General features: G+C 44.5%; 19 protein-coding genes. 17 read left to right on the top strand and 2 right to left on the bottom strand.

Going from position 1 to position 24,497, the window contains the following annotated elements:
• Positions 1 to 9: 9 nt before the first annotated feature.
• From GC096_RS13765 to GC096_RS13715, 11 genes are all read left to right on the top strand, one after another.
• On the top strand, positions 10 to 483 hold the full coding sequence (locus tag GC096_RS13765; RefSeq protein ID WP_171630861.1) for a GNAT family N-acetyltransferase: 474 nt from the start codon (positions 10 to 12) through the stop codon (positions 481 to 483).
• 19 nt (positions 484 to 502) lie between these two features.
• Complete coding sequence (lplA, locus tag GC096_RS13760; RefSeq protein ID WP_171630858.1) at positions 503 to 1,504, top strand: lipoate--protein ligase; 1,002 nt, start codon at positions 503 to 505, stop codon at positions 1,502 to 1,504.
• Between the two features lie 126 nt (positions 1,505 to 1,630).
• Positions 1,631 to 2,608: an AAA family ATPase gene (locus tag GC096_RS13755; protein ID WP_056620891.1), complete on the top strand. Its 978-nt coding sequence runs from the start codon at positions 1,631 to 1,633 to the stop codon at positions 2,606 to 2,608.
• 184 nt (positions 2,609 to 2,792) lie between these two features.
• On the top strand, positions 2,793 to 4,280 hold the full coding sequence (locus GC096_RS13750; protein ID WP_171630856.1) for an FTR1 family iron permease: 1,488 nt from the start codon (positions 2,793 to 2,795) through the stop codon (positions 4,278 to 4,280).
• Between the two features lie 27 nt (positions 4,281 to 4,307).
• Positions 4,308 to 5,474 (top strand): EfeM/EfeO family lipoprotein, encoded by a 1,167-nt coding sequence (locus GC096_RS13745; protein WP_171630854.1) that lies wholly within the window; start codon positions 4,308 to 4,310, stop codon positions 5,472 to 5,474.
• A 19-nt stretch (positions 5,475 to 5,493) separates the two neighbouring features.
• A complete protein-coding gene (efeB, locus tag GC096_RS13740) occupies positions 5,494 to 6,759 on the top strand; it encodes an iron uptake transporter deferrochelatase/peroxidase subunit (protein ID WP_171630852.1) in 1,266 nt (421 codons plus the stop codon).
• A 210-nt stretch (positions 6,760 to 6,969) separates the two neighbouring features.
• Positions 6,970 to 8,298 (top strand): GTPase HflX, encoded by a 1,329-nt coding sequence (hflX, locus tag GC096_RS13735; RefSeq protein ID WP_171630850.1) that lies wholly within the window; start codon positions 6,970 to 6,972, stop codon positions 8,296 to 8,298.
• A 31-nt stretch (positions 8,299 to 8,329) separates the two neighbouring features.
• Entirely contained in the window at positions 8,330 to 9,550 is a 1,221-nt protein-coding gene (locus tag GC096_RS13730) for a methionine gamma-lyase family protein (RefSeq protein ID WP_376769500.1), read from the top strand.
• 95 nt (positions 9,551 to 9,645) lie between these two features.
• Positions 9,646 to 10,056 (top strand): MerR family transcriptional regulator, encoded by a 411-nt coding sequence (locus GC096_RS13725; protein WP_047676992.1) that lies wholly within the window; start codon positions 9,646 to 9,648, stop codon positions 10,054 to 10,056.
• 56 nt (positions 10,057 to 10,112) lie between these two features.
• On the top strand, positions 10,113 to 11,441 hold the full coding sequence (gene glnA, locus GC096_RS13720) for a type I glutamate--ammonia ligase (RefSeq protein WP_171630981.1): 1,329 nt from the start codon (positions 10,113 to 10,115) through the stop codon (positions 11,439 to 11,441).
• Positions 11,442 to 11,978: 537 nt separating this feature from the next.
• Positions 11,979 to 13,217, top strand: coding sequence for an aminopeptidase (locus tag GC096_RS13715; RefSeq protein ID WP_171630846.1), 1,239 nt, complete (start codon positions 11,979 to 11,981; stop codon positions 13,215 to 13,217).
• A gap of 71 nt (positions 13,218 to 13,288) precedes the next feature.
• On the opposite strand, the gene lexA is transcribed toward GC096_RS13715, so the two are convergent.
• Positions 13,289 to 13,906 carry a transcriptional repressor LexA gene (gene lexA / locus GC096_RS13710; protein WP_171630844.1) on the bottom strand — a complete coding sequence of 206 codons (618 nt, stop codon included), beginning with the start codon at positions 13,904 to 13,906 and terminating at the stop codon, positions 13,289 to 13,291.
• A gap of 145 nt (positions 13,907 to 14,051) precedes the next feature.
• Between lexA and GC096_RS13705 the strand changes: the two genes are divergently transcribed.
• The 3 genes from GC096_RS13705 to GC096_RS13695 all read left to right on the top strand — a co-directional run bounded on the left by GC096_RS13705 (position 14,052) and on the right by GC096_RS13695 (position 15,619).
• Complete coding sequence (locus GC096_RS13705) at positions 14,052 to 14,453, top strand: LysM peptidoglycan-binding domain-containing protein (protein ID WP_171630842.1); 402 nt, start codon at positions 14,052 to 14,054, stop codon at positions 14,451 to 14,453.
• Between the two features lie 144 nt (positions 14,454 to 14,597).
• Positions 14,598 to 14,783 carry a DUF896 domain-containing protein gene (locus tag GC096_RS13700; RefSeq protein ID WP_056620911.1) on the top strand — a complete coding sequence of 62 codons (186 nt, stop codon included), beginning with the start codon at positions 14,598 to 14,600 and terminating at the stop codon, positions 14,781 to 14,783.
• A gap of 41 nt (positions 14,784 to 14,824) precedes the next feature.
• Entirely contained in the window at positions 14,825 to 15,619 is a 795-nt protein-coding gene (locus GC096_RS13695) for an HAD family hydrolase (protein WP_171630979.1), read from the top strand.
• An 85-nt stretch (positions 15,620 to 15,704) separates the two neighbouring features.
• Here GC096_RS13695 and mtnD read toward each other — a convergent pair whose 3' ends face one another.
• A complete protein-coding gene (gene mtnD / locus GC096_RS13690) occupies positions 15,705 to 16,244 on the bottom strand; it encodes an acireductone dioxygenase (RefSeq protein ID WP_171630840.1) in 540 nt (179 codons plus the stop codon).
• Positions 16,245 to 16,460: 216 nt separating this feature from the next.
• Between mtnD and metH the strand changes: the two genes are divergently transcribed.
• From metH to GC096_RS13675, 3 genes are all read left to right on the top strand, one after another.
• Positions 16,461 to 19,898: a methionine synthase gene (gene metH, locus GC096_RS13685; protein ID WP_171630838.1), complete on the top strand. Its 3,438-nt coding sequence runs from the start codon at positions 16,461 to 16,463 to the stop codon at positions 19,896 to 19,898.
• A 100-nt stretch (positions 19,899 to 19,998) separates the two neighbouring features.
• Positions 19,999 to 20,928 carry a ribonuclease Z gene (rnz, locus tag GC096_RS13680; protein WP_171630836.1) on the top strand — a complete coding sequence of 310 codons (930 nt, stop codon included), beginning with the start codon at positions 19,999 to 20,001 and terminating at the stop codon, positions 20,926 to 20,928.
• 307 nt (positions 20,929 to 21,235) lie between these two features.
• Positions 21,236 to 24,484, top strand: a complete 3,249-nt coding sequence (locus tag GC096_RS13675; RefSeq protein WP_171630834.1) for a discoidin domain-containing protein — start codon at positions 21,236 to 21,238, stop codon at positions 24,482 to 24,484.
• The last annotated feature ends 13 nt before the right edge of the window (positions 24,485 to 24,497 follow it).

The raw sequence follows: 24,497 nt of genomic DNA, 5'->3' as shown, positions 1-24,497 counted from the left end.
AAGACTACGATGGAACTACGATTGCGAACGGCCACATGGGAGGACTATGATGCAGTGAATACGATCATCCGTGAAGGTCAGGAAGAACATGCCGAGGCATTGCCAGATCGATTTGCCAAACTTGATCATGTTGTTGCGATGGGCTGGTATCGAAGCTTCTCGGATCGAGCGGACAAAGAGATTATCGTTGCAGAGATTGGGCAGGAAGTAGTCGGTGTCGCTATGTTAGAGATGAAGCAAAGTCCAAACTATGAAGCGCTTGTACCGCGTAAGTATGCTTATTTAAATGAACTTGCCGTTGCCTCCACACATCAACGTCAAGGAATTGGCAAGAAACTTTATCAGGCTGCTGCTGATTGGGCACGAGCACGCGAAGCCGAATCACTTGAGTTAAATGTTTGGGAATTTAATGAACGAGCGTTGCTTTTCTATGCATCCCTTGGCATGCAGACATTAAACCGCACCCTTACGACAAATTTATAAAAATAGAAGGAGATTACCTATGCTTTTTATAGATAATGAAGGAATCACGGATCCGAGAATTAATCTGGCCATTGAAGAGTTCGCCTTGCGTAAGCTCCCAGCGGGAGAGAGTTATTTACTCTTTTATATAAACGAACCTTCGATCATCATTGGCAAAAACCAAAATACGCTGGAAGAAATTAATCCCGAGTATGTGAAAGCGAATAACCTGCATGTGGTTCGGCGATTATCTGGTGGAGGTGCGGTCTATCATGATCTAGGGAACTTGAATTTCAGCTTCATCACCCAAGATGACGGGAATTCGTTTCATAATTTTCAGAAGTTTACGGCGCCAGTGGTTGAAGCGTTGCATTCACTGGGGGTTCAAGCTGAATTAACAGGACGTAATGATATCCAAGTTGGTGAACGCAAAATCTCAGGTAATGCGCAATTTTCAACCAAGGGAAGAATGTTCAGTCATGGGACACTTTTATTCGATTCGGAGATAGAGAATGTCGTTTCAGCACTTCGCGTGGATCCCGATAAAATTCAATCCAAAGGTATTAAGTCGATCCGAAGTCGGGTCGCGAATATTGTGGAATTTCTGAGAGAACCGATTACGATGGCAGAGTTTCGATCTAAGTTGCTTAGTTCTATTTTCGGAGTTGATGCTGAACATGTACCTAGCTATAAGCTAACAGAGGAAGATTGGGCACAGATTCATGAGATTTCGGAAGAACGCTATCAGAACTGGGATTGGAATTATGGGAAATCACCTAAAAGCACTGTTCAGCATGCCAAAAGAATTGAAGCCGTTGGCAGATTGGATATTCGTTTAGACATCGAAGAAGGTCATTTGCAGCATGTTAAAATATTTGGTGATTTCTTCGGTGCCCATGATGTCGCTGAACTTGAACAAATGCTGGTTGGCACGAGGTATGAGGAAAGTGCAGTTCGTGAACGATTGGCAGATGTGGAACTGAGACGCTATTTCGGAGCTTTGGACAAGGAGACATTCGTGGCCTTACTTATGCTGACTTAAACGTAATTCCATGTAAATAAGCAGAGACTACTGTATTCGGACAGAGGTTGCGGTCTAAAATGGCGTTTACAAGCGTAGGATGGTGGATACGCACTAATAAACCATCAAGTAAACGAGGTGATCCTCATGAGTGGTAGAAGCTTGCCATCCAGACAAATCAACATCGTTCTACGGCAGCCGGAACCGGGCAGTCAGCGGCGAACTGTTGAGGGATCAGGTGGGCAGTCAGGCGCTTCACCCCTTGCCGACGCCGAACCGATGATCTCTGGCAAAAGGACGCCAATGGAAGGTCCGCTATCGGATGTTTTCAAAGAGCTGAATGGGCTGATTGGCTTAGAAAATGTTAAAGAGCTCGTGCATGAAATTTATGCGCTGCTGCAGATCTCTCAATTTCGAGTTGAAGCCGGACTTATGAGCAATGCTCATGTGTACCATATGATTTTCAAGGGCAGCCCTGGAACGGGGAAGACGACGGTAGCACGATTGTTAGGTCGTATGTTTCATGCGATGGGCGTACTGAGTAAAGGGCATTTCATTGAAGTGGAGCGTGCAGACCTCGTAGGTGAATACATTGGACATACTGCACTAAAAACGCGCGAACTCATGAAAAAAGCGATGGGCGGCGTCCTATTTATTGATGAAGCATATAGCTTGGCACGTGGTGGGGAGAAAGATTTTGGCAAGGAATCGATTGATGCGCTGGTCAAAGGAATGGAAGATAAGAAAAATGATTTCATCCTCATTCTAGCTGGATATAGTGAAGAAATGGAGCAATTCCTAGCAACGAACCCTGGACTTCCTTCACGGTTTCCGATTCAAATTGATTTCGAGGATTATGCCATTGATCAATTGATCCAAATTACGGAGTTGATGGCGAAGGATCGGGAATATGTCCTGCTGCCGCAAACATTAGCGAAGCTTAAGCAACACTTAGCCGAGGAGAAGGCGATGACCTGGCGTTCTTTCAGCAATGCGAGGTATGTTCGGAATATTTTGGAGAAAGCGATGCGGCATCAAGCCGTACGATTGTTAAGTCAATATGTGAACGCACCGTCTAAACTTGAGCTGATGTCGATTCGTCCGGAAGATGTGAAATTTAAATGACAGATCAAAGAGCCAATTAACTTATTTAAGTTAATTGGCTCTTTTTTATGGGAAAGTAATTGACAGTTTAGAGGATCAGAGTAAAATATACAGAGTAATTATTTTGCTGATAATGATTATCAATATTGTTTCTAAATAAATGTTGGAGCGTGTAATGTTCACTACTCCAAAGGAGTTGTCATGTATGCGGAAGGTTGTTTTAGCCAGTTGGATCGCTCTTTTATTGTTTCTATCAGTACCATTAATCGCCAGTGCCAAGCCTCAGGATGATCTAGCCAAAGAAGATGCAGGCATCGTACGTGCAATTCAAGCTGCAGAAAGCGGAAATATCGAGCAAGCAACGAAGTTGTTTGAAGCTTTTCAAATCAATTGGCTTAGCTATGAAGATGGGATTAAAGAGCAATCCCTAGCTGCCTATCAGAAAATCGAAGGTGCAATGGGCGAAGCATCGCTGCAAATGATGAAGCAGCCTGTTGATGCTCAGAAGCTAGCTGCGAAGTTGAAGGATTTACATACGTTGAACACGTATTTCGTAGAAGGCAATCTCAGTGCGTTTGGAGCTTCAGCGAAAAGTGATAGTAATGTAACCGTAGCATCGTTAGTTACTTTATTGGAGAAAGCATCAGATCAACTGAAGGAGAAGGATATAGAGGGAGCTTCCGAAAGTATTCAAACCCTGCGTAATTCCTGGTTACTTATTGAGGGAATCGTGTTGACACAGTCCTCAGCCGTGTACACCTCCATGGAGCGAGACATGGTAACAGCGTACGCACAGCTTTCCGCTAGTCCGCCTCAAATAGCGGATGCCACTGTGACGATTACTCGGATGCATGCCGATTTACAACCTTTGGCAGCAAAGACAAGCTACTCCATGCTTGATGCCACGACGATTATCCTTCGGGAAGGGCTCGAGGCCTTGCTTGTCGTTATTGCGTTACTTGGGTTTCTCAAAAAGGCTGGCCACGAAAACAAGAAAAAATGGATTTGGTTTGGCGTATATGGGGGACTCATTGTCAGCATGGCTCTGGGCATTGTGGTGCAACAGTTATTTTCGGCGAGTGCGTTTGGGAATAACAACTTTCTAATTGCCGGATGTACCGGAGTTTTTGCTGCTCTGATGCTCCTGTATATGAGCTATTGGCTGCATAGCAAGTCAAGTATTTCGAACTGGCAATCTTACATTCGTAATCAAAGTGTAAAGGCGTTGGCAACTGGAAGTTTAGCATCGCTTAGTTTACTTGCTTTTCTAGCTGTGTTCCGTGAAGGGACAGAGACGGTCCTCTTTATGATCGGGATGGCATCCTCCATTTCATTGGCTTCGCTGCTCGGCGGAATTGGGATTGGTGTAGGTTTGCTGCTCATTATTGCCTTTCTAATTCTGAAGATCGGACTGCGTATACCGATGCGTCCTTTTTTCTTGATATCAAGTGTTTTTGTTTTCTACTTATGTTTCAAATTTGCAGGGATGGGCGTTCATGGACTTCAATTAGCTGGTTATTTGCCCGCAACTACAGCCGATTGGCTGCCAAGCTGGGATGCCGTTGCTCTATATCCTACCTTAGAGAGCGCAATTCCACAGTTCCTCTTATTGCTCCTGGCCCTCATTGCAGTGATCAAGGATCGTCTTAAAACCATTTCTAACAGAAATATGACATTAAACAATAAATCCTAATTTAAAGAAAAGTGGAGGGAATATCCCATGAAAAAAAGTCAACAACTTATTATTTTAGCAGCAGCAACTACACTTGTACTCGCAGGTTGTGGGAAATCAGAGCCAACTGAGGTCGCAAAAGTGCCATTTAAAGAGGGTTCAACGACTTTAGTAACTAGTGTCGATAGTTTGAAGGGTCAATTAGATGCTTCGAAAGTCAAGGATGCCAAGAAACTTGCCGATCAGCTGCAAGATCAATGGGCAAGCTTTGAGGATGAAGTAAAGCCTAAATTCCCTGAATTATATTTTAAAGTTGAAAAGTTTTTGACGCCGCTTGAAGCGGGCTTGAAAGAAGATAAGCTGGACTTCCCTACGTTAACGGCTTTGAATACGAATTTAAAAGCAGCGTTAACGGAGTTGACAACTTCTTTTGCAGATAACAAAGGTGCAGTTAATAAAGATGTCATTGAAGCTTCTGCTGCGCTGAAGGATGCTGCCAAAGCCTACAATAAATATGTGCAAGACCAAGGCAATCAACTGGTGACATTGCTCGATCAACTTAATACAGCTATTAAAAGCGGTGATATGAAAAAAGCGACAGAAGCATATGGACTAGCTCGTATGCCGTATGAGAGAATAGAGCCAATCATCGAAACGTTCAGTGAGTTGGATGGAGTAATGGATGCGCGTGTAGATGATTTTAAAAATGAGAAGGATCCTGCTTTTACAGGGTATCACCGAATTGAATACCTATTGTTTGTGAAGAAAAACATTAAGGATGCCGAGCCATTTGCAGCGCGTTTGCTTGAAGATGGTAAGAAAATGCAACAAGCGATTGCAGCAACAACGATTGCTCCTACAGATTTCATCGCAGGCGTTGGAGAATTGATGGAAGAAGCGCAATCCAGCAAAATTACAGGTGAAGAAGAGCGTTGGAGCGGTGCGACTGTGCCGGTGATTCGTGCAAATGTAGAAGGCGCTCAAGCAATCTATGATCTGGTTAAAGTTGAGTTGAAGAAGAAAGACGCAGCGTTGGATGAGAAAATCAGCAAGAGCTTAGCAACCGTTATCGAAACGATGAACACACTTTCACCTGTTGGCCCAACATGGAATGATTTCGGTAAATTAGAACAAGCCAAACAAGTCGATTTGAAAAATAAATTAGAAGCTTTGGCTGAACCGCTTGTGAAAATGCCGGGAACGCTAAGTAAATAGAGGAATGGGGTTAAGTGGTATGTCGGACAAAATGAATCGTCGAGCCTTCTTAGGAATGACCGCTGCGGGTGCGGCGGGCGTTGTTTTGGGAGATTTGTTGGGGAAGGCGCAAGTCGCGCTGCCAACGAATAAAGCTGCCGCTACCACGACCAATGAGACACTGAATTTCTATGGCACCCATCAAACGGGAGTTGTCACTCCTGCACAAAATTTTGCTAATGTGGCGGCTTTCGATGTCACGACTAGTGATGTGAAAGAACTGCAAGCACTTATGAAGCAGTGGACGGAGATGGCTGCCACCTTGATGGCAGGTAAACCGTTGGCTGTGGAGCCGCAGGATGGGGCTTTTCCACCAACGGATACCGGCGAGCAGTTTGGTCTTGATACGGGGAAATTAACTCTTACGTTTGCTTTAGGTGCCACTTTTTTTGAAAAAGAAGGTGTTGACCGTTTCGGGCTTCGCTCCCGTAAACCGGCAGGATTGACCGAGATGCCGATCTTTCATAAAGATTCACTTCAAGAGCAATTGACTCATGGGGACATCGTTGTTCAAGCATGTGCTGACGATCCGATTATCTGTTTTCATGCGATTCGCAACTTAACGAAGGCGGCTAGAGGCGTTGCTCACTTGCGCTGGCAGCAAACAGGTCAACTTGGCGTGAAGTCACAAGGAACGAAACGTAATTTATTTGGCTTTAAGGATGGTACGGCTAACCCTGCCTTACAAGATGAGACTTTTATGAAAAATAACGTCTGGATTGATGCTAGCGATAAGGACAGCGCACCGTGGTTAGCAGGCGGAACCTATATGGTTGTTCGTCGCATTCATATGCGAATCGAAACATGGGATCAACAAACCTATTCGGATCAAGAAGAGATCATTGGCCGTCAAAAGGTATCTGGAGCACCCATGGACGGCAAAGCTGAATTCGATACGCCGCAGTTTGCCGCAGACGCCGAAGGCAAGGTAACGGCTTTGGACTCGCATATACGGTTATCTAACCCACGTACTGGTGAAAATTCTGAGCGTGAACGTATTTTGCGACGCGGATATAATTTTATGGATAACCTGGACAGCGTAGGTCGCATCAATGCCGGATTGTTGTTTGTGTGCTTCAATCGGAATATCCAAACGCAGTTCGAATCGATCCAGAAACGCTTAACGAATCCTAAGATGCCTGATCAAATGCTGGCCTATACGGATACGACTGGCGGCGGTTATTTTGCTGTATTGCCTGGTGTTTCTTCGAAAGGCTCGTACTTAGGGCAGACATTGTTTGAGTGAAATAAAGAAGCAGGAGCAGGGTTGTTACGCGAGTAGAGCGATCTACTTGCGCGACTGCCCTGTTTTTTGTTGGCAAGACCGTTATAATTGAATTTTCCCGTGTCTCAAATTGACTTTCCTAATCATTTCCTCCACAATGATGAAGGAATAGGCCAATTAGGCCTTATTTCAGTCATTTTAAGCATTTTGAGGGAAGTAAAGGAGACGACTATGAAAACAACTTCACATATGGTAGAAAAAGAAATCGACGACAGAGCGGTGCTCGTCAGTTTGATTACACAGAAGCAGAAGAAAAATGAGCTGCTGGCAGAATATTCGTTGCAAGAACTTGTGAAACTGGCAGAAACGGCTGGCGTTCAAGTGCTGGACACAATGACACAGAACAAAGAAGCTAAGGATACCAAGTGGTTTATTGGGAAAGGGAAAGTCGAAGAGTTAAAGCTGATGTTGGAAGAGCTTGGCGGGAATACGGCTATCTTCGATCAGGAACTGTCGGGTGCACAGGTTCGTAACTTGGAAGCAGCACTTGATGTGAAAATTATCGATCGTACTCAGCTCATTTTGGATATTTTCGCACAGCGTGCCAAAACACGTGAAGGCATTATCCAGGTAGAATTAGCGCAGCTAAGCTATCTCTTGCCTAGACTGTCTGGACAAGGCAAAAACTTGTCGCGTTTAGGTGGCGGTATCGGGACAAGAGGTCCCGGTGAATCGAAGCTGGAAACGGATCGTCGGCATATTCGCGGACGTATTGACGAACTGAAAGCGCAGCTGGAAGAAGTTGTGCGTCATCGTACTCTGCATCGTGAACGTCGTAAGAAAAGTGGTGTATTTCAAGTTGCCTTAGTTGGGTACACCAATGCAGGGAAGTCTACGTTATTGAAACAATTAACACAAGCAGACGTCTATATTGAGAACCAACTATTCGCTACGCTAGATCCGACATCTCGGACAATGGTATTGCCAAGCGGCAAAGAAATCGTCCTTACAGATACAGTAGGCTTTATTCAAAATCTCCCTCATGATCTAGTAGCTTCGTTCCGTGCCACGTTAGAAGAGGCGAATGAGGCAGATTTGATTCTGCATGTGGTGGATAGCTCTACGGATATGCGTAACGAGCAAATGCGCGTTGTTCAAGAAGTATTAGAAGAACTTGGCGCTCATCAGAAAGAACAAATCACCATTTTCAATAAAATTGATCTTTGTCCTCAGGCGGATCTGGAGATGCTTTCAACGGAAGGCGAATTCATGAAAATGAGTGCTTATACGCCTGAAGATTTGGAACGACTCCGCATTACCATTGAAGATAAGCTCATGGGCGATAGCAAAGAGTTCCGGATTCCAGCCAACAAAGGGGATATTATCGCACTGATGTATCGCATTGGTGAGGTGCTGGAGACGGATGTGGATGGGGAAGACATGGTCTTCAAGGTAAGAGTGAACACGGAAGATTATGTGAAACAAGCTTATTTACTGGTAGATTATGATCAATCAGTATCGAAGCAAGTGCAGGATGAGAACGAGGGAGAGAGCAACTAAGATGCATTTCGGGGAAAAAGTTATGGCTAGAATGGAAAGGGCGGAGCAGCGTGTAGAGAGCGCTTTTCGTCAAATTGAGAAAACGATCGATCTCAATCAATGGAAGGTCATACGTGCTTTCCAAACACATAAAGTAAGTGATTATCATTTTGCTTCTTCCACGGGTTATGGCTACAATGATCGAGGCAGGGAAGTGCTTGATCTCGTCTATGCAGATGCTATGGGAGCAGAAGCAGCACTAGTTCGTCCACACTTTGTATCGGGGACTCATACGATCGGTACGGCTTTGTTCGGTGTACTGCGTCCTGGCGAACATCTACTTTACATCACAGGTAAGCCCTATGATACGTTGCACAAGGTCATTGGAAAGCCTGGCGATGGCACAGGTTCCTTGCAAGACTTTGGCATTGGCTACGGTGAAGTGGAGCTATTGGAAGACGGCTCGCCGGATTGGCCGGCAATTACAGCGGCCATTCAGCCGAACACGAAGGTGATCGGCATCCAACGTTCACGCGGCTACTCCTGGCGGCCGTCGTTCACGGTCGAACAAATCGGCGAAATGGTCCGATTTGTGAAAAAGATCAACCCAGAGCTCATTGTCTTCGTGGACAATTGCTATGGTGAATTCACAGAGCCGCAGGAGCCGACGCAGGTTGGCGTCGATCTGATGGCCGGCTCGCTGATCAAGAACCCCGGCGGCGGCATCGCCCCTTCGGGCGGCTATATCGCCGGGCGACGCGACCTCGTGGAGCTCGCCGCGTACAGATTGACCGCCCCCGGCATTGGGGGCGAGGTCGGGGCCATGCTCGGCGCGACGCGAGCTATGTTTCAAGGGCTATTTCTTGCCCCGCATTTGGTGGGGCAAGCCGTCAAGGGCTCGGTCTTCGCGGCAGCGATATTCGAAGACCTCGGCTTCGTCAGCTCACCGCGCTGGGATGCGCAGCGAACGGACTTGATTCAAGCGATCCGCTTCACGTCCGCGGAGCATTTGATTACGTTCGTGCAGGGCATCCAGAAGGCGTCTGCTGTCGATTCGCATGTCGTACCCGAGCCTTGGGACATGCCTGGGTATGAGCATCCAGTTATCATGGCTGCTGGGACGTTCATTCAAGGTGGCAGCTTAGAGCTGTCAGCGGATGCGCCAATTCGTGAACCTTTTATCGCTTATATGCAAGGCGGCTTGACCTACTCACATTGCAAGTTAGGTGTACTAACCGCTATCCAACATATGGAAGAAAAGGGATTACTGTGAAAATTTAAACTGTGAACAAACCTGACACTCCTTGACACGTTTTTGTTAGAAAGGTACAATGATAGTGAGGTACTTACTGACCAGGAGTGATTAGCATGAGTGATGAAATACGTAGAAATATGGCGTTATTCCCCATTGGGATCGTCATGAAGCTGACAGATTTAACAGCACGACAAATTCGTTACTATGAGCAACACGAATTAATTATCCCAGCTAGAACAGCTGGAAATCAACGGCTCTATTCGTTTAATGACGTGGAACGTCTTCTTGAGATTAAAGATTTGATTGAAAAAGGTGTGAACATTGCGGGTATCAAGCAAGTTCTTATCCCAGTGGATAAGGATTCAGAGGATGCAACGATTCTAAACGAGCACACCGAAGTGAAACGGAAAGAATTAACCGACTCTCAATTGCACAAAATGCTGAAGCAACAATTGATTGGCGGGGGTAAACGCCCAGATCAGGTTTCCTTAATTCAAGGACAGTTGTCCAGATTCTACAAGTAAAATCAGTTGTCAAATCGCTTAACAGTTGAGAGGAGAATGCACACGTGAGCTACAACATTAACTATTCCAAAGAAGATATTCTTCGCATCGCTAAAGCTGAAAACGTTCGCTTTATCCGTTTGCAATTCACAGACTTGATGGGAAGTATTAAGAACGTAGAAATTCCTTTGAGCCAGCTTGAGAAAGCGCTTGATAATAAAATGATGTTCGATGGATCTTCCATCGAAGGGTATGTGCGAATTGAAGAATCAGATATGTATTTGTATCCCGATCTAGATACATGGGTTATTTTCCCGTGGGTAACGGAGAGCAAAGTTGCTCGTTTGATCTGCGATATCTATATGCCAGACGGTACGCCGTTCGCTGGAGATCCACGCGCCATTTTGAAAAATGCGTTGAAGCAAGCAGAAGAAATGGGCTACACAGCCATGAACGTTGGACCTGAGCCAGAATTCTTCTTGTTCAAAACAGATGATAAAGGTAATCCAACAACGGAATTGAATGACCAAGGTGGATACTTCGATTTGGCACCGATGGATCTTGGGGAAAACTGCCGTCGTGATATCGTGCTAACGCTGGAAGAAATGGGATTTGAAATCGAAGCTTCTCACCATGAAGTAGCGCCAGGCCAGCACGAAATCGACTTTAAATATGCAGATGCAATTAAAGCTGCTGACCAAATTCAAACATTCAAACTTGTTGTTAAAACGGTAGCTAGACAGCATGGTTTGCATGCAACATTTATGCCGAAGCCATTGTTCGGAATGAATGGATCTGGTATGCACTGTCACCAATCCTTGTTCAAAGGTGAGACGAATGCATTCTACGATGAGAGCGACAAATTAGGCTTGAGCACGGTTGCAAGACAATATATGGCTGGTGTACTTCGTCATGCGCGTTCTTTCGCTGCGATTACGAACCCAACGGTTAACTCATACAAACGTCTAGTTCCTGGTTATGAAGCACCTTGCTATGTAGCTTGGTCTGCTAGTAACCGCAGCCCGATGATTCGGATTCCAGCTTCCCGCGGTCTAAGCACACGTGTTGAAGTTCGTAACCCGGATCCAGCGGCAAATCCGTACCTTGCACTTGCTGTTATGCTTGCAGCTGGTTTGGATGGCATTAAGAACAAAATGCAGCTTCCTCCGCCAACAGATCGCAACATTTATGTGATGACGGAAGAAGAGCGTGAAGCTGAAGGCATTCCTAGCTTGCCTCTTAACTTGAAACAAGCACTAGACGAGTTGCTTCGTGACGATGTTGTCTGTGACACACTTGGTGAGCATGCGCTAGCGCATTTCTATGAGTTGAAAGAAATTGAGTGGGATATGTACCGGACGCAAGTTCACCAATGGGAAAGAGATCAATATTTGTCTCTGTACTAAAATAATCGAAACCCTCGGCGCTGTAAGCGTTGAGGGTTTTTCTTTTTGACACGGTTTGAGGCGAGCGATGCTTCCCCATGTGGCGTGGTAGTCTGTGACAGGTTGGTTGTTGCGAGTAGAGTTGCTGGGAGAGAGTTTCGTAATTCTCTCGTGTTCTGGCAAATAAATGGATTATCTACAGTTAAAATTCTGGATTTTACGATCAAATCCAGAATAGATGGATTATCTACAGTTAATTTTAACCATATTACTCGATTTGAACAAAAGTGGCAGAATTACCTACATGTTTTCCATCTAAATCGAGTTTTCGAGGAAATTCATCGATAATAGCTGTATATTTTCCAGTTACTACAAGTTTTGAACACGTGTCCACAAGCTACTTTGACAGAAGTCTCCTTATCGAATGCAGTTCATGCTACATTGCCAACCGATAAGGGGGTATTGTATGATAATAAGGACAAATACATACTTAATGCCCGTCAGCCTCGCATAGCATGAGTTGATGGGCTTTTTAACGCGAAGGAGACTAATTGAACTATGGACAATTTCAATCGAAATTTAGAAAAGTATGCAGAGTTAGTGATTCGAATTGGGGTTAACTTGAATAAAGGCCAAGATTTGTTGGTTGAAGCTCCCATAGAAACATTGGATTTAACAAGATTAATTGTTCAGAAGGCTTATGAGGCTGGCGCAAATTTTGTCCACGTGCATTGGCAAGATGATGTTGTTACGCGGAATAAATTTGATTATGCATCAGAAGATTCAGTGGACTACTACCCGGAGTGGTATACGACGATGCTCGAACGTTTTGTTGAAAACGGAGGAGCCTTATTGAACATTAAGGTACCTAATCCGAATTTATACGATGGTATTGATGCCAGTCTAATTTCAAGAGCTTCCAAAGCCGCATCAACGGCAAGAGCCAAGTATCAGCACTATGTACGAACAGGCGAGTTTAGCTGGTGTTTGATCAAAGCACCTACAGAAGCTTGGGCTTCGATTGTGTATGCGGATTTGCCAGAGGAGCAGCGTATTCCTGCGATGTGGGATGCTATTTTCCAAATCAACCGTGTGTATGAAGAGAACCCCGTAGCAGCATGGCAGTCCCATTTGGATACGTTGAAGGCCACGCATAGCTTATTGAATGAAAGAAGCTATAAAGCTTTGCGATATCGGGCTACTGGTACGGTTTTGCGTGTCGAACTGCCTGAAGGACATATTTGGCTAGGTGGGGATAATGAGAACGCTCGCGGTATCCGCTATGTAGCGAATATGCCGACAGAAGAAGTGTTCACCATTCCTAACCGAACAGGTGTTAGTGGTACGGTAGCGAGTACTATGCCATTGAATATTAATGGCGCCTTAGTGGATCGATTTACCTTTACGTTCGAAGCGGGTAAAGTTGTTGACTTCCAAGCGGAGGTTGGTTATGACCATTTGGCACGTTTACTTGATATGGATGAAGGTGCGAGGTATTTAGGTGAGGTAGCACTTGTTCCTTTTGATTCTCCGATTTCGAATTTAAATCGTATCTTCTACAACACTGGCATTGACGAGAATGCTTCTTGTCACTTAGCGTTGGGTAGCTGCTACCCAATTAATTTAAAGGATGGTACCAAGTTATCGAATGCAGAGTTAAAGGCGCGCGGAGGGAATAGCTCCTTGATTCATGTGGACTTTATGATTGGTTCTGCAGAACTTGAAATCGATGGGGAACTTGCTGATGGGACGATCGAACCGATCTTCCGTGCAGGGAACTGGGTATTGACGTTTTAAAATGCAAAAAGCAAGGATCTCAAGTGTAAGTTCACTTTGAGAGCCTTGCTTTTTTGTGGTGTATGCCGTTGTTACATATCGCGGAATAAGCCAATGACACGTCCAAGGATCGTCACATTCTTTAATAGAATGGGTTGTAAAGCGGAGTTCTCCGGTTGAAGGCGAATATGATCCTTCTCCTTGTAGAAACGCTTAACAGTAGCTTCATCATCTTCTGTCATTGCGACAACGATATCACCGTTATTCGCTGTTTGTTGCTGTTTAACGATGACATAGTCGCCATTATGAATACCAGCTTCAATCATACTGTCACCCATAATGCTAAGCATGAACACGTTGTTATCACCAACCATACTTGAAGGAAGAGGGAAATAATCTTCGATATTCTCAGTGGCTGTAATAGGAACACCAGCCGTTACTTTACCAACAAGGGGAACACGAGCGACGGAAACGGCGAATTGGGATTCAGAACCATCAAGCCCTAGAATTTCAATTGCACGCGGTTTGGTTGGATCTCGACGAATCATGCCTTTTTTCTCAAGACGTTCCAAATGGCCATGCACAGTAGAACTAGAGGCTAGTCCAACTGCTTCGCCGATTTCTCGAACGGAAGGCGGGTAGCCTTTATCTTTCACTTCGTTCTTAATGAATTCCATTATTGCTTGTTGACGCTGCGAAATTTTACTCATAAGATATCACTCCAATACTGGGAATCATTACCCAAAGTATAACATAGAACCCGAGTTCGTACAAACATAAGTTCGAAAAATGGTTGACTCAAACATGTGTTCGTGTTATTCTGATATCAGAACAAATGTTTGGGGGATGAATTATATGTATATGGCTTATTCACAATCTAACGGAACAACAACACTTCGGGGTACTGCTCATGCATCCAAAGGGATGACGATTAAACGCGGTTATGCGAAGCTACTTCTTCGTTTCATACTGATAGCAGTAATTCTTGGAACTGTGTTTTCGTTCGGTGCGATCGTACAAGCCTATGCAGGTGATGGTACTGTTACCGTGTCTACTCCAATCACTTCCGCACAACCACTAGCGAAAGCTACTCAAAACGAGAAAGTTGTTATTCAAAGTGGTGATACACTCTGGGGGATTGCAGAAGCTCACAAAAAGAAGAGTGAGAACACGCGTTCCTATGTCGAGAAATTGAAAGCATTTAATCACTTAACGAACAGTTCACTTCAAGAGGGGCAAGTTCTATTACTACCATAATGAGCTAATTCGTAGTTCACTATATAGATGTTTGTTCGAGACATAGCCGTCTGTTGCTATGTCTCTTTACTTTGTATCCTTGACAATCCTATTCGGTGATGGCAAAGTAATACTCATATTGAAATTTTGACTGGGAGGATTACAATGAGTGACAGCATGGATAAGACGATTGAGCGAATCAATGAACTAGCTCGAAAGGCGAAGACAGTTGGCCTAACGGATGCAGAGATCGATGAGCGAAATGAGCTAAGGAAAATCTATATTAATGCATTCAGGGGTAACCTGAAAGTTCAACTAGATTCCATTAAGTTTACTGACGAAGAGAAATAAGCCTATACACATAGATATTACATTCAAAGGGGAAATGAATGATGACGTTGAAAGCTGTGCTATTTGATTTGGATGATACGCTGTTATGGGACGATCGTAGTGTGGAGGAAGCTTTTACTGCAACATGCGCAGAAGCCGCGAAGCAAGTCAATGGGTTGAACCTGGAGGAATTAGAAGTATCTGTTCGTAAGGAAGCAAGGAGTTTATATGAATCCTTCGAGACGTTCCCATTTACCAAAATGATCGGGATTAACCCGTTTGAAGGACTATGGGCCAATTTCACGCAAGGTGAGGACGAAAACTTCCGTAAATTAGAGAAGCTAGCACCTAGCTATCGTACAGAATCTTGGACTAGAGGACTTGCAGGACTGGGGATCGAAGATCGTGAGTTAGGGTTCAAGCTGGGTGAATTGTTTGCAGCCGAACGCCGCAGTCGTCCCTATGTATATGAAGAAACATTCCGTGTACTAGATGAGTTGAAAGGCAAATACAAGCTTCTTCTTTTAACGAATGGCTCGCCGGATTTACAGAAAGAAAAATTAGCAGGGGTTCCTGAGATTGCTTCTTACTTTGATCACATCGTGATTTCTGGAGAATTTGGACAAGGGAAGCCAGCAGCGGCTATCTTCAATTATGCATTGGGTCTGCTTGAGATTAGTGCGGATGAAGGTATTATGATCGGGGACAAACTGACGACAGATATTTTGGGATCAGGAAGCATTGGTATGCGTAACATTTGGATTAATCATCACGGGCTTCAAAGTGGCGATGAGATCGTACCTGCTTATGAAGTGACGCGTCTTCAAGAAATTCTCCCAATCATTAATAACGGTTAATTTCAAATAGAAAAAGAAAGCCCAACAGCTACTTTGGACGCAATGGTCTGAAGTGCTATTGGGCTTTATTGTGTTAACTTAATAATTAAGCTTTAATAAAGTCAGGATCATCAATGTTGTAAGCTACCCAGCCATCTTTTTCGATGAAAAGGCGAACGGCAACGATTTCACGGTTATCCATCAAGGTGAAGAAATGATTCGTGTTCTCAGGAACAGAGATCACATCACCTGGCTCAAGTTCAACATCGAAGTAGCCAAGCTCTTCGGATTTGATAATGAAAATCCCTTTTCCAGAAACGATAGCGCGGATTTCATCTTCAGTGTGCGTGTGTACTTGTTCGAATTTTTTCAGAAGCTCTTCAATATTCGGAGTTACATCAGATAGGGAGATGACATCCCAAATTTCATAACCGCGTCTAGCAGCTAGATCTTTAATTTCCGCTTCATAAGTGGAAATGATCTCTGCTTTTTCTTCATCGCTAAGAATGAATTTCTCACGAAGTGCTACAGGAAGCTTGTTCGCATCCCAATGTTCGTATACGACTTCTTGACTATCTAAGAAGGCTTTAACTTCTGCTTCGCCCTCGATACGTTCATTGGTATTTCGAATTCTAATTTGTGCCACGTTACATCCCTCTTTCATTAATAAATATAACCATATTATAGAGGATATCAAGCTAACTGTCGATGGAAGGATATAAATTTTTCCGATAAAACCTATAGGATTAAATCATAATTCAAAATCTTTTCATAGAAGCCGTATTCTGTTACACTAAATCTTAACATAATTTGTCGTTTTTTTTTAATCCTGCTTTAGGAAAAGTTGAAAGGGAGCCTTGCCATGAAGAAACCACCGATTCAAGAACAGCTTAAGAAGAAGATTATGATCCTAGATGGTGCCATGGGTACGATGATTCAGCAAGAGGACTTGACGGCTGATGATTTCGGAAGTGATGACCTCGATGGGTGTAATGAAATTTTATGTGTCACACGCCCAGATGTTATTCAAAAAATTCATGAAGCTTATTTCGCCGCTGGCGCTGATATGATAGAAACGAATACGTTCGGGACGACGAGTGTCGTACTTGCGGAATATGATTTACAAGACCGTCATCGGGAGTTGAACATCGCCGCTGCGAAATTGGCGATTGCTGCCGCTGAGAAATATTCGACACCAGAATGGCCGCGTTACGTTGTAGGTGCTATGGGACCGACGACCAAGACCTTGTCTGTGACGGGTGGCGTGACATTCGAACAACTGGAAGAAAGCTACTATCAACAAGCACTTGCGCTTGTCGAAACAGGCGTTGATGCGATGCTTCTCGAAACATCTCAGGATACGCTGAACGTAAAGGCGGGAAGTATCGGGATTCGCAGAGCTTTTGAAACATTAGGTGTAGAGCTTCCGATTATGATCTCGGGTACGATTGAACCGATGGGGACAACGCTAGCAGGTCAAAATATTGAATCCTTTTATATATCTCTGGAGCATTTGAAGCCTATCTCGATGGGTTTGAACTGTGCGACAGGACCTGAATTTATGCGGGATCATATTCGTACACTTTCTGGAATTGCGGATACAGCCATCAGTTGTTATCCGAATGCAGGGTTGCCGGATGAGAACGGACATTATCATGAATCTCCAGACTCTTTGGCCAAAAAGATGGCTGGCTTTGCTGAGCAAGGTTGGCTCAATATTGCCGGTGGTTGCTGCGGAACGACGCCTGAACACATTCGGGCAATGGCAGAAACACTTGCGAATTACAAACCAAGAGGGGAATACGGTTCTCATCCACCTGCAATCTCAGGTATTGAGACTGTCTATATCGAGCCGGAAAATCGACCAATCATGGTTGGAGAACGGACGAATATCTCCGGATCTAGGAAGTTTAAGCGCCTAATTAAAGAAGGCAAATGGGAAGAAGGCTCCGAAATTGCTCGTAACCAGGTGAAAAATGGCGCTCATGTCATCGACATTAATCTACAGGATACGGACATTGATGAAGCATACGCGGTAGAAGAATTCATGCAAGAAGTTGTGAAAAAGGTCAAAGTTCCATTGATGATTGACTCGACTTATGATCACATTATTGAGCTTGGACTCAAATATTCGCAAGGTAAAGCGATTATTAACTCGATTAACTTAGAAGATGGAGAGAGCAAATTCGAAGGGATTTTACCTCTGATTCATCGCTACGGGGCTTCAGTTGTTTGTATTCTCATTGATGAGCGTGGGCAGGCGGTTTCCCGTCAAGCCAAAATCGAAGTAGCAACTCGTTCGTATGAGCTTCTTACTGGCAAATATGGCATGAATCCAGAGGATATCATTTTTGATCCGAATATGTTCCCAGTAGGGTCAGGAGATCCGCAGTACATTGGCTCTGCCGTAGAAACAATTGAGGGGATTAAGCTGATCAAGGAAAAGTATCCTCTCGCCAAAACGATTCTAGGACTAAGTAACATCTCATTCGGTCTACCGGATGCGGGTCGTGAGGTTCTGAACTCTGTTTATTTGTACCATTGTACGAAGGCAGGACTTGATTATGCCATTGTAAATACGGAGAAACTAGAACGGTATGCGTCGATTCCTGATACAGAGCGTCAACTAGCAGAGGAACTCATTTATAATACGAACGATGATACCTTGGCGAAGTTCGTTGCCCATTTCCGTGAGAAGAAGGTCGAGAAGAAGGAGAAGATTTCGAACCTATCTTTGGAAGAAAGACTGGGCTCTTATGTAGTTGAAGGCACGAAAGAAGGCTTAATACCGGATTTGGAGATTGCACTTCAAACCTATTCACCTCTAGAGGTCATCAATGGGCCACTTATGAAGGGAATGGAGGAAGTTGGGCGTCTGTTCAATGGCAACGAACTTATCGTAGCTGAGGTGCTTCAAAGCGCTGAGGTCATGAAAGCATCGGTTAATTTCCTGGAGCCGTTCATGGAGAAGTCCGAGACTGCGGTGAAGGGTAAAATTATTTTGGCAACCGTCAAAGGGGACGTTCACGATATTGGGAAAAACCTCGTTGAAATCATCCTATCCAATAATGGATACAAGATTATCAACTTAGGGATTAAAGTACCGCCGGAGCAAATCATTGAAGCTTATCGCAAAGAGCAAGCGGATGCGATCGGACTGTCTGGATTGTTAGTTAAATCCGCGCAACAAATGGTTATTACTGCGCAGGATTTACGTACTGCAGGCGTGGATGTACCGATTCTAGTCGGTGGAGCTGCACTTACACGGAAATTCACCAAGACACGTATTCAACCAGAATATGAAGGTGTTGTTCTTTATGCAAAGGATGCAATGGATGGTCTGGATATCGCGAACAAGTTGAGTGACCCTGAGCAGCGTAAACGGTTGATTCAAGAGCTTCGTGATAGCCTGGAATCCGATGTCATGGACACAGGAAAAAAGGAAGAGAAGATGCCACAGCTTACGCGTGTGAGTTCTTCTGCAGTTTCGAAGGATTTGCCTGTTCAGGTACCACAAGACACCGATCGTCATATTTTACGCGATTACCCGATTAGTCATTTGATGCCTTATGTAAACATGCAGATGTTGCTAGGTCATCACCTTGGTTTAAAGGGTAAAGTAGAGCAGTTACTGAGTGATAAGGATTCCAAAGCACTTCAGCTGAAAGACACAGTAGACTCAATCCTATATGCTGCGCAGCATAACGGTATCATTAAAGCTCACGGCATGTATCGGTTCTTCCCTGCACAATCGAATGGGAATGATATCATCGTGTATGATCCAGCGGATACGAGCAAGGTGCTTGAGACATTTACATTCCCTCGTCAAGATAAAGAGCCTTACCTCTGCTTGGCTGACTATCTGAAATCCGTAGAGAGCGGCGAAATGGACTATGTAGGATTCCTGCTCGTGACAGCTGGACATGATATTAACGAATTGGCAAAAGAATGGCGTGACAAAGGGGATTATTTGAAATCCCATGCGTTGCAAGCGACGGCGCTTGAAGTAGCGGAAGGCTTTGCAGAACGCGTTCATCATATTATGCGCGATGTTGTTGGTATTGCAGATCGTGTTGATATGACGATGCAAGAAAGATTTGGAGCCAAATATATCGGACAACGGTTCTCGTTCGGTTATCCAGCTTGCCCTAATCTCGAAGATCAAGCGAAGCTGTTTAATCTGCTGAAACCTGAGGATATCGGCGTTGAGCTGACGGAGTCATTCATGATGGAGCCGGAAGCTTCCGTATCTGCGATTGTATTTGCACATAAAGAAGCACGTTATTTTAACGTAGGATAAGATTGCGAGAGCGAGGTAGCACGTGTGAACGATCCTGTTCCGCTGCATCCTCGCTTTCCGTTTTGCCGATGTGATATTGAGATAGAATGGGGTTTGGCTTGTGGACTTGTATTTTCTAGGAACGGGGGCAGGTATGCCCTCCAAGCAACGAAATGTCACCTCAATTGCCTTGAATTTATTAGACGAACGGGGAACATATTGGCTTGTTGATTGCGGTGAGGGAACGCAGCAGCAGATATTGAACTCTCCGGTGAAGCTGGGACGAACGGAGAAAATTTTCATCACGCATTTACATGGTGATCATCTGTATGGTCTCCCGGGATTATTGACGAGTCGTTCTTATTTGGGTGGCGATACACCATTGACTTTATATGGACCGCGGGGGCTAAAGCAATTCGTTGAAACTGCGCTGGAAGTCAGCGGAGCACATCTGAGTTATACACTTCACCTTGTCGAGCTTGATGAAGAGGGAGTTATTTTCGAAGACGAAAGCTTTCTTGTGGAAACGGCTCGCTTAGAGCATCGTATTGAATGTTTTGGTTTTCGCATCGTGGAGAAGGATCAACCTGGTAAGCTTCTAAATGAAAAGCTGAAGGAACTCGGAATACCGGCAGGTCCGATCTATGGCCAAGTGAAACTAGGGCACACGGTACAGCTTGAGGATGGCCGGACGATTCATGGGCAAGACTTCTTAGGTGCGCCTGTTCCAGGCCGTGTGGTTGTTATCCTGGGTGACACGCGCTATTGCGATGGAGCTAAACGCCTTGCTCGCGGTGCCGATGTTCTCGTTCACGAAGCGACCTTTGCCATGGATAAGCAAGAGCTAGCCTATGCCTTCGATCATGCGACATCGACCGATGCGGCACGAACCGCACAGGAGGCTGGCGCGAAAGCGCTGATCATGACGCATCTTAGCTCGCGGTATCAAGGGGATAGCGTAACTGAACTGCTTCACCAGGCACAACAAATTCACGCCAATAGTCACTTAGCAAGGGATTTCTGGAGCTTTGATATCCCCCGCAAAGTGTAAAATAAATAAGCTTCTCCCATTAATTACGAATGGGAGAAGCTTATTTTTGTATCCTACGTCAATTTCTTGCATTCACCTCATACACTAAACAAAACCAACGGAAATCGAGGTGAAGGTATGGGAATTACACTCGGTGAAGTGCTACTTTCTATCTTTATATCCTCGATCTTTTTCATTATGATTAAGGAAATTAGAAAGTCGTACAAAGATTCAGAATAGTTTGAAGATTAGATCTAAAGCCCTATACGCACTGATAGGGCTTCTGATAAAATAGTTGTAAACGCTTAATAACTGGGGGGGGGTGGACATGACGTATCCGGTTTACAGAGTAACTGTATACCATTTTGCCTTACTCATTTCTGTTTGTGTCATTATTGGGATTTTATGTCTATCAAGAGATACCTATGCCTCTGAAATACCAGTTTCTCAGGGGAAATCTGCTGTAGCGTCATCTGTTACAGGAGCTACATATAGTGCAAGTCAAGCCGTGGACGGTTTCATTCATACCAAATGGTTAGCAACTAATTCACAACTTCCACAATGGTTAACCGTAGACCTTTCGCAAAACGTACATGTTGCACGTGTTGAAACTGTGTTTGAGCATGCGAATAGCTCGTATGCTTACAAGATTGAATCCTCGATGGATTGCATCAATTGGAGCCTTTTTGCAGACCGTTCTGCGAATACAGCCATCAATTTCCCTTTTTATTCGGACAGTGGGGATGTTCAAGCAAGATTCGTCAGATTACAAGTAGTTGGCGTTGGCTCACCGGGAGAACAAGCCAGTGTGTTTGATTTTCGCGTATATTCAACGAGTGAGGCTCTGACACTTCTCTCACAGAATAAGACAACGGCTGCACTATCAAGTTTCTCGGGTTCTTGGGGCTCTGATAAGGCTGTGGATGGTCAATTGTTATCCAGTTGGGCACCCAGTAGCACATCATTACCGCAATGGCTGGTTGTGGACCTGGGGCAACTCGGCAATGTGCAGCGTTTTGAGACGACGTATTCCAATATCCAAGATATATATGGTTACAAAATTGGTTTTTCAATAGATGGTATCATCTGGTATACCTTTACCGATCGAACAGGGAATATGCAGGTGGGAGATCCGCGTTATGTGGATGAAGGGAATGTCACGGCACGATACTTTCGATTAACAACAACGAGCGTCGCCTCTGGAGGGTATGCTAGCGTTGGAGAGTTTCAAATATATGGACCAGATGGTGGTTTGAACAATAATCCCAATGGCCAGACGCTAACTCGCGTGTATTTGGATGATGAAGGTTATAACCTGCAACCATCTGAAACGATTGCCAGTTATTTAACAGGTGTTTATGCGAATGGCAATACATTTACGATCCAATCTGGAGCTACCTACAGAATCGCAAATACAGCTGTGGCAACAGTCAATGCGAATGGCGTTATCACGGGAGTTGCTGCAGGTTCAACAACTTTAACAGTATCCTATAACGGCAAATCCACTTCAGCCAACATTACGGTATCTTCTACTTTGGGGAATTTGAATCGTATAGCTTTCGACTCCTATTCGTATTCACTTCAATTTGGCTCAACGCGGTCTCCCTACGTGATTGGCTATAAAAATAACAGCAGCACACAAACGTTGACAACTGGCCTGACCTTCACGAGTTCAAATCCAGCAGTGGCAAGTGTAAATTCAAGTGGCTTGGTGACTGGCATTTCGCCTGGCGTAACGACGATTACAGCATATTATGGTAGTTTCACAGCATCAGCGAGTGTGAGTGTGACAACCACCGTTAGTCGGATAGAAGCAGATGAAAGTACAGTTTCCTTGGAGATAAATGGGACACAGTATCTTACAATTAATGCTTATGATTCGCAGTATAATGTCAACGACGTAACCTCGAATACGAGCTTCACAAGTTCAAATTCTTCTGTCGTTACTGTAAGTAGTTATGGTTATATCACAGCAGTCAGCGCAGGGAGTGCAATCATTACTGCGACTTATAATGGGATCTCGACAACGATTTATGTCACAGTAGGGTTCAAAGACATAGTAGCTCCTACCTGGAATTATGGTGCCAATGTAACGGTTACACCAAGCTCAGGTTCTTCTGTCACATTAACCTGGACGGCAGCAACGGACAACGTTGGGGTCACTTCCTACCAGATATACAAAAATTCGGAACTACTAACTACGGTGAGCGGAAGTGAGCTTACTACGCAATTATCAGGCTTAGCTACGGGCATTAACATGAGTTTTAAAGTGGAAGCGGGAGATTTAGCAGACAATTGGTCCTCTACTGGACCCGGCATAACTTACACGTTAACAGGTACTTTGAAGTCAATAGGTTCTCAGGCTCTCCTAATTTCGAGCCAGCGTGTCCGTGAAGCGGCACCTGACGGCGGGATGCTCTCCAAATTTCATGCTGATGAAGGTGAGCTAAGGGACGCTTTCAACGCAATAAATGAAGGTTCGGCCTCATCTCTGCTGTTACAAATTCAAGATGATCACGATACAACAGTCGTCGAATTCGCATCCAACGTCTTTAATGATTTACAGGATAGGAATGGGAGTATTCAATTGGATATGAACACGATTCAGTTTACAATTCCATTGCTTCTTTTCAAAAATCATGTAAGTGAAGCTGAAGGTTCGAATGGGCTCTTCTCCGTGATTATCCGATATGAAGCAAGTCAACTTGCAGAAACACTGAAAGAAAAAACAAACGCTGAACAAACTGCTTTGCTGCTGACCAATCCAATTGAGTTTGAAATCCAAGCAGGCGGCGTTGCGATTCATCATTATGAGAACATGTCCGTGGAGAGATCAATCGCTCTTCCTGGCACTTCCTACACGACCAATGTGACCGCTGTACGATTAAATGCGGGGTCCGGTGAGATAGCCTTCGTTCCATCTCTCTTAACCGGTAGCGATGGAGCATGGAAGATGGTCATTAAAGACCAATATGGCGGGTTATACTCCATCATTCAGAAAGATAAGCATTTTGAAGATATGAGGACGCATTGGGCACGTGAGGATGTAGAAAAACTTGCTTCCAAAAGGATCATTTCTGGGGTAGATGAACAAAATTTCGAACCTGAGAAGGAAATATCCCGTGCAGAATTCGCTACATTGCTCATCCGTGCCCTAGGCATGGAAGTGAACGAATCCGTTCCTGGAACCTCTGGTTTTAAGGATATTAAGGACAATGACTGGTATTCGCACATGGTCAATAAAGCGGCTAAAGCAGGACTAATCGAGGGCTTTGAAGATGGAACCTTTCGACCGCTACTGCAAGTGACACGTGAGCAGATGGCTGCAATGATCAATAGAACGATTCAAATCACAGGTAGCCAGCAAGAAAGCTATGCACAAGATACAGTTCTTAATCCATTTATAGATCAACATGCCATCGACAACTGGGCTAGGCAAGCAATGGCGTTTACCCTGCAAACAGGGTTAATCCAGGGTGTCACGGAGACACAGCTTAATCCCAATGCCTTCGCGACTCGAGCGCAAGCGGCTGTCATGTTGAAACGGTTGCTAATCTATTTACAATTTATTAATTGATGAGTCCTATAAA

The organism is Paenibacillus plantarum (genome assembly GCF_013141695.1).
In the GTDB taxonomy this organism is placed as follows: Bacteria; Bacillota; Bacilli; order Paenibacillales; family NBRC-103111; genus Paenibacillus_E; species Paenibacillus_E plantarum.
Note: the sequence above shows the minus strand (reverse complement) of the source record. Positions and strands in the feature narration are given on the sequence as shown.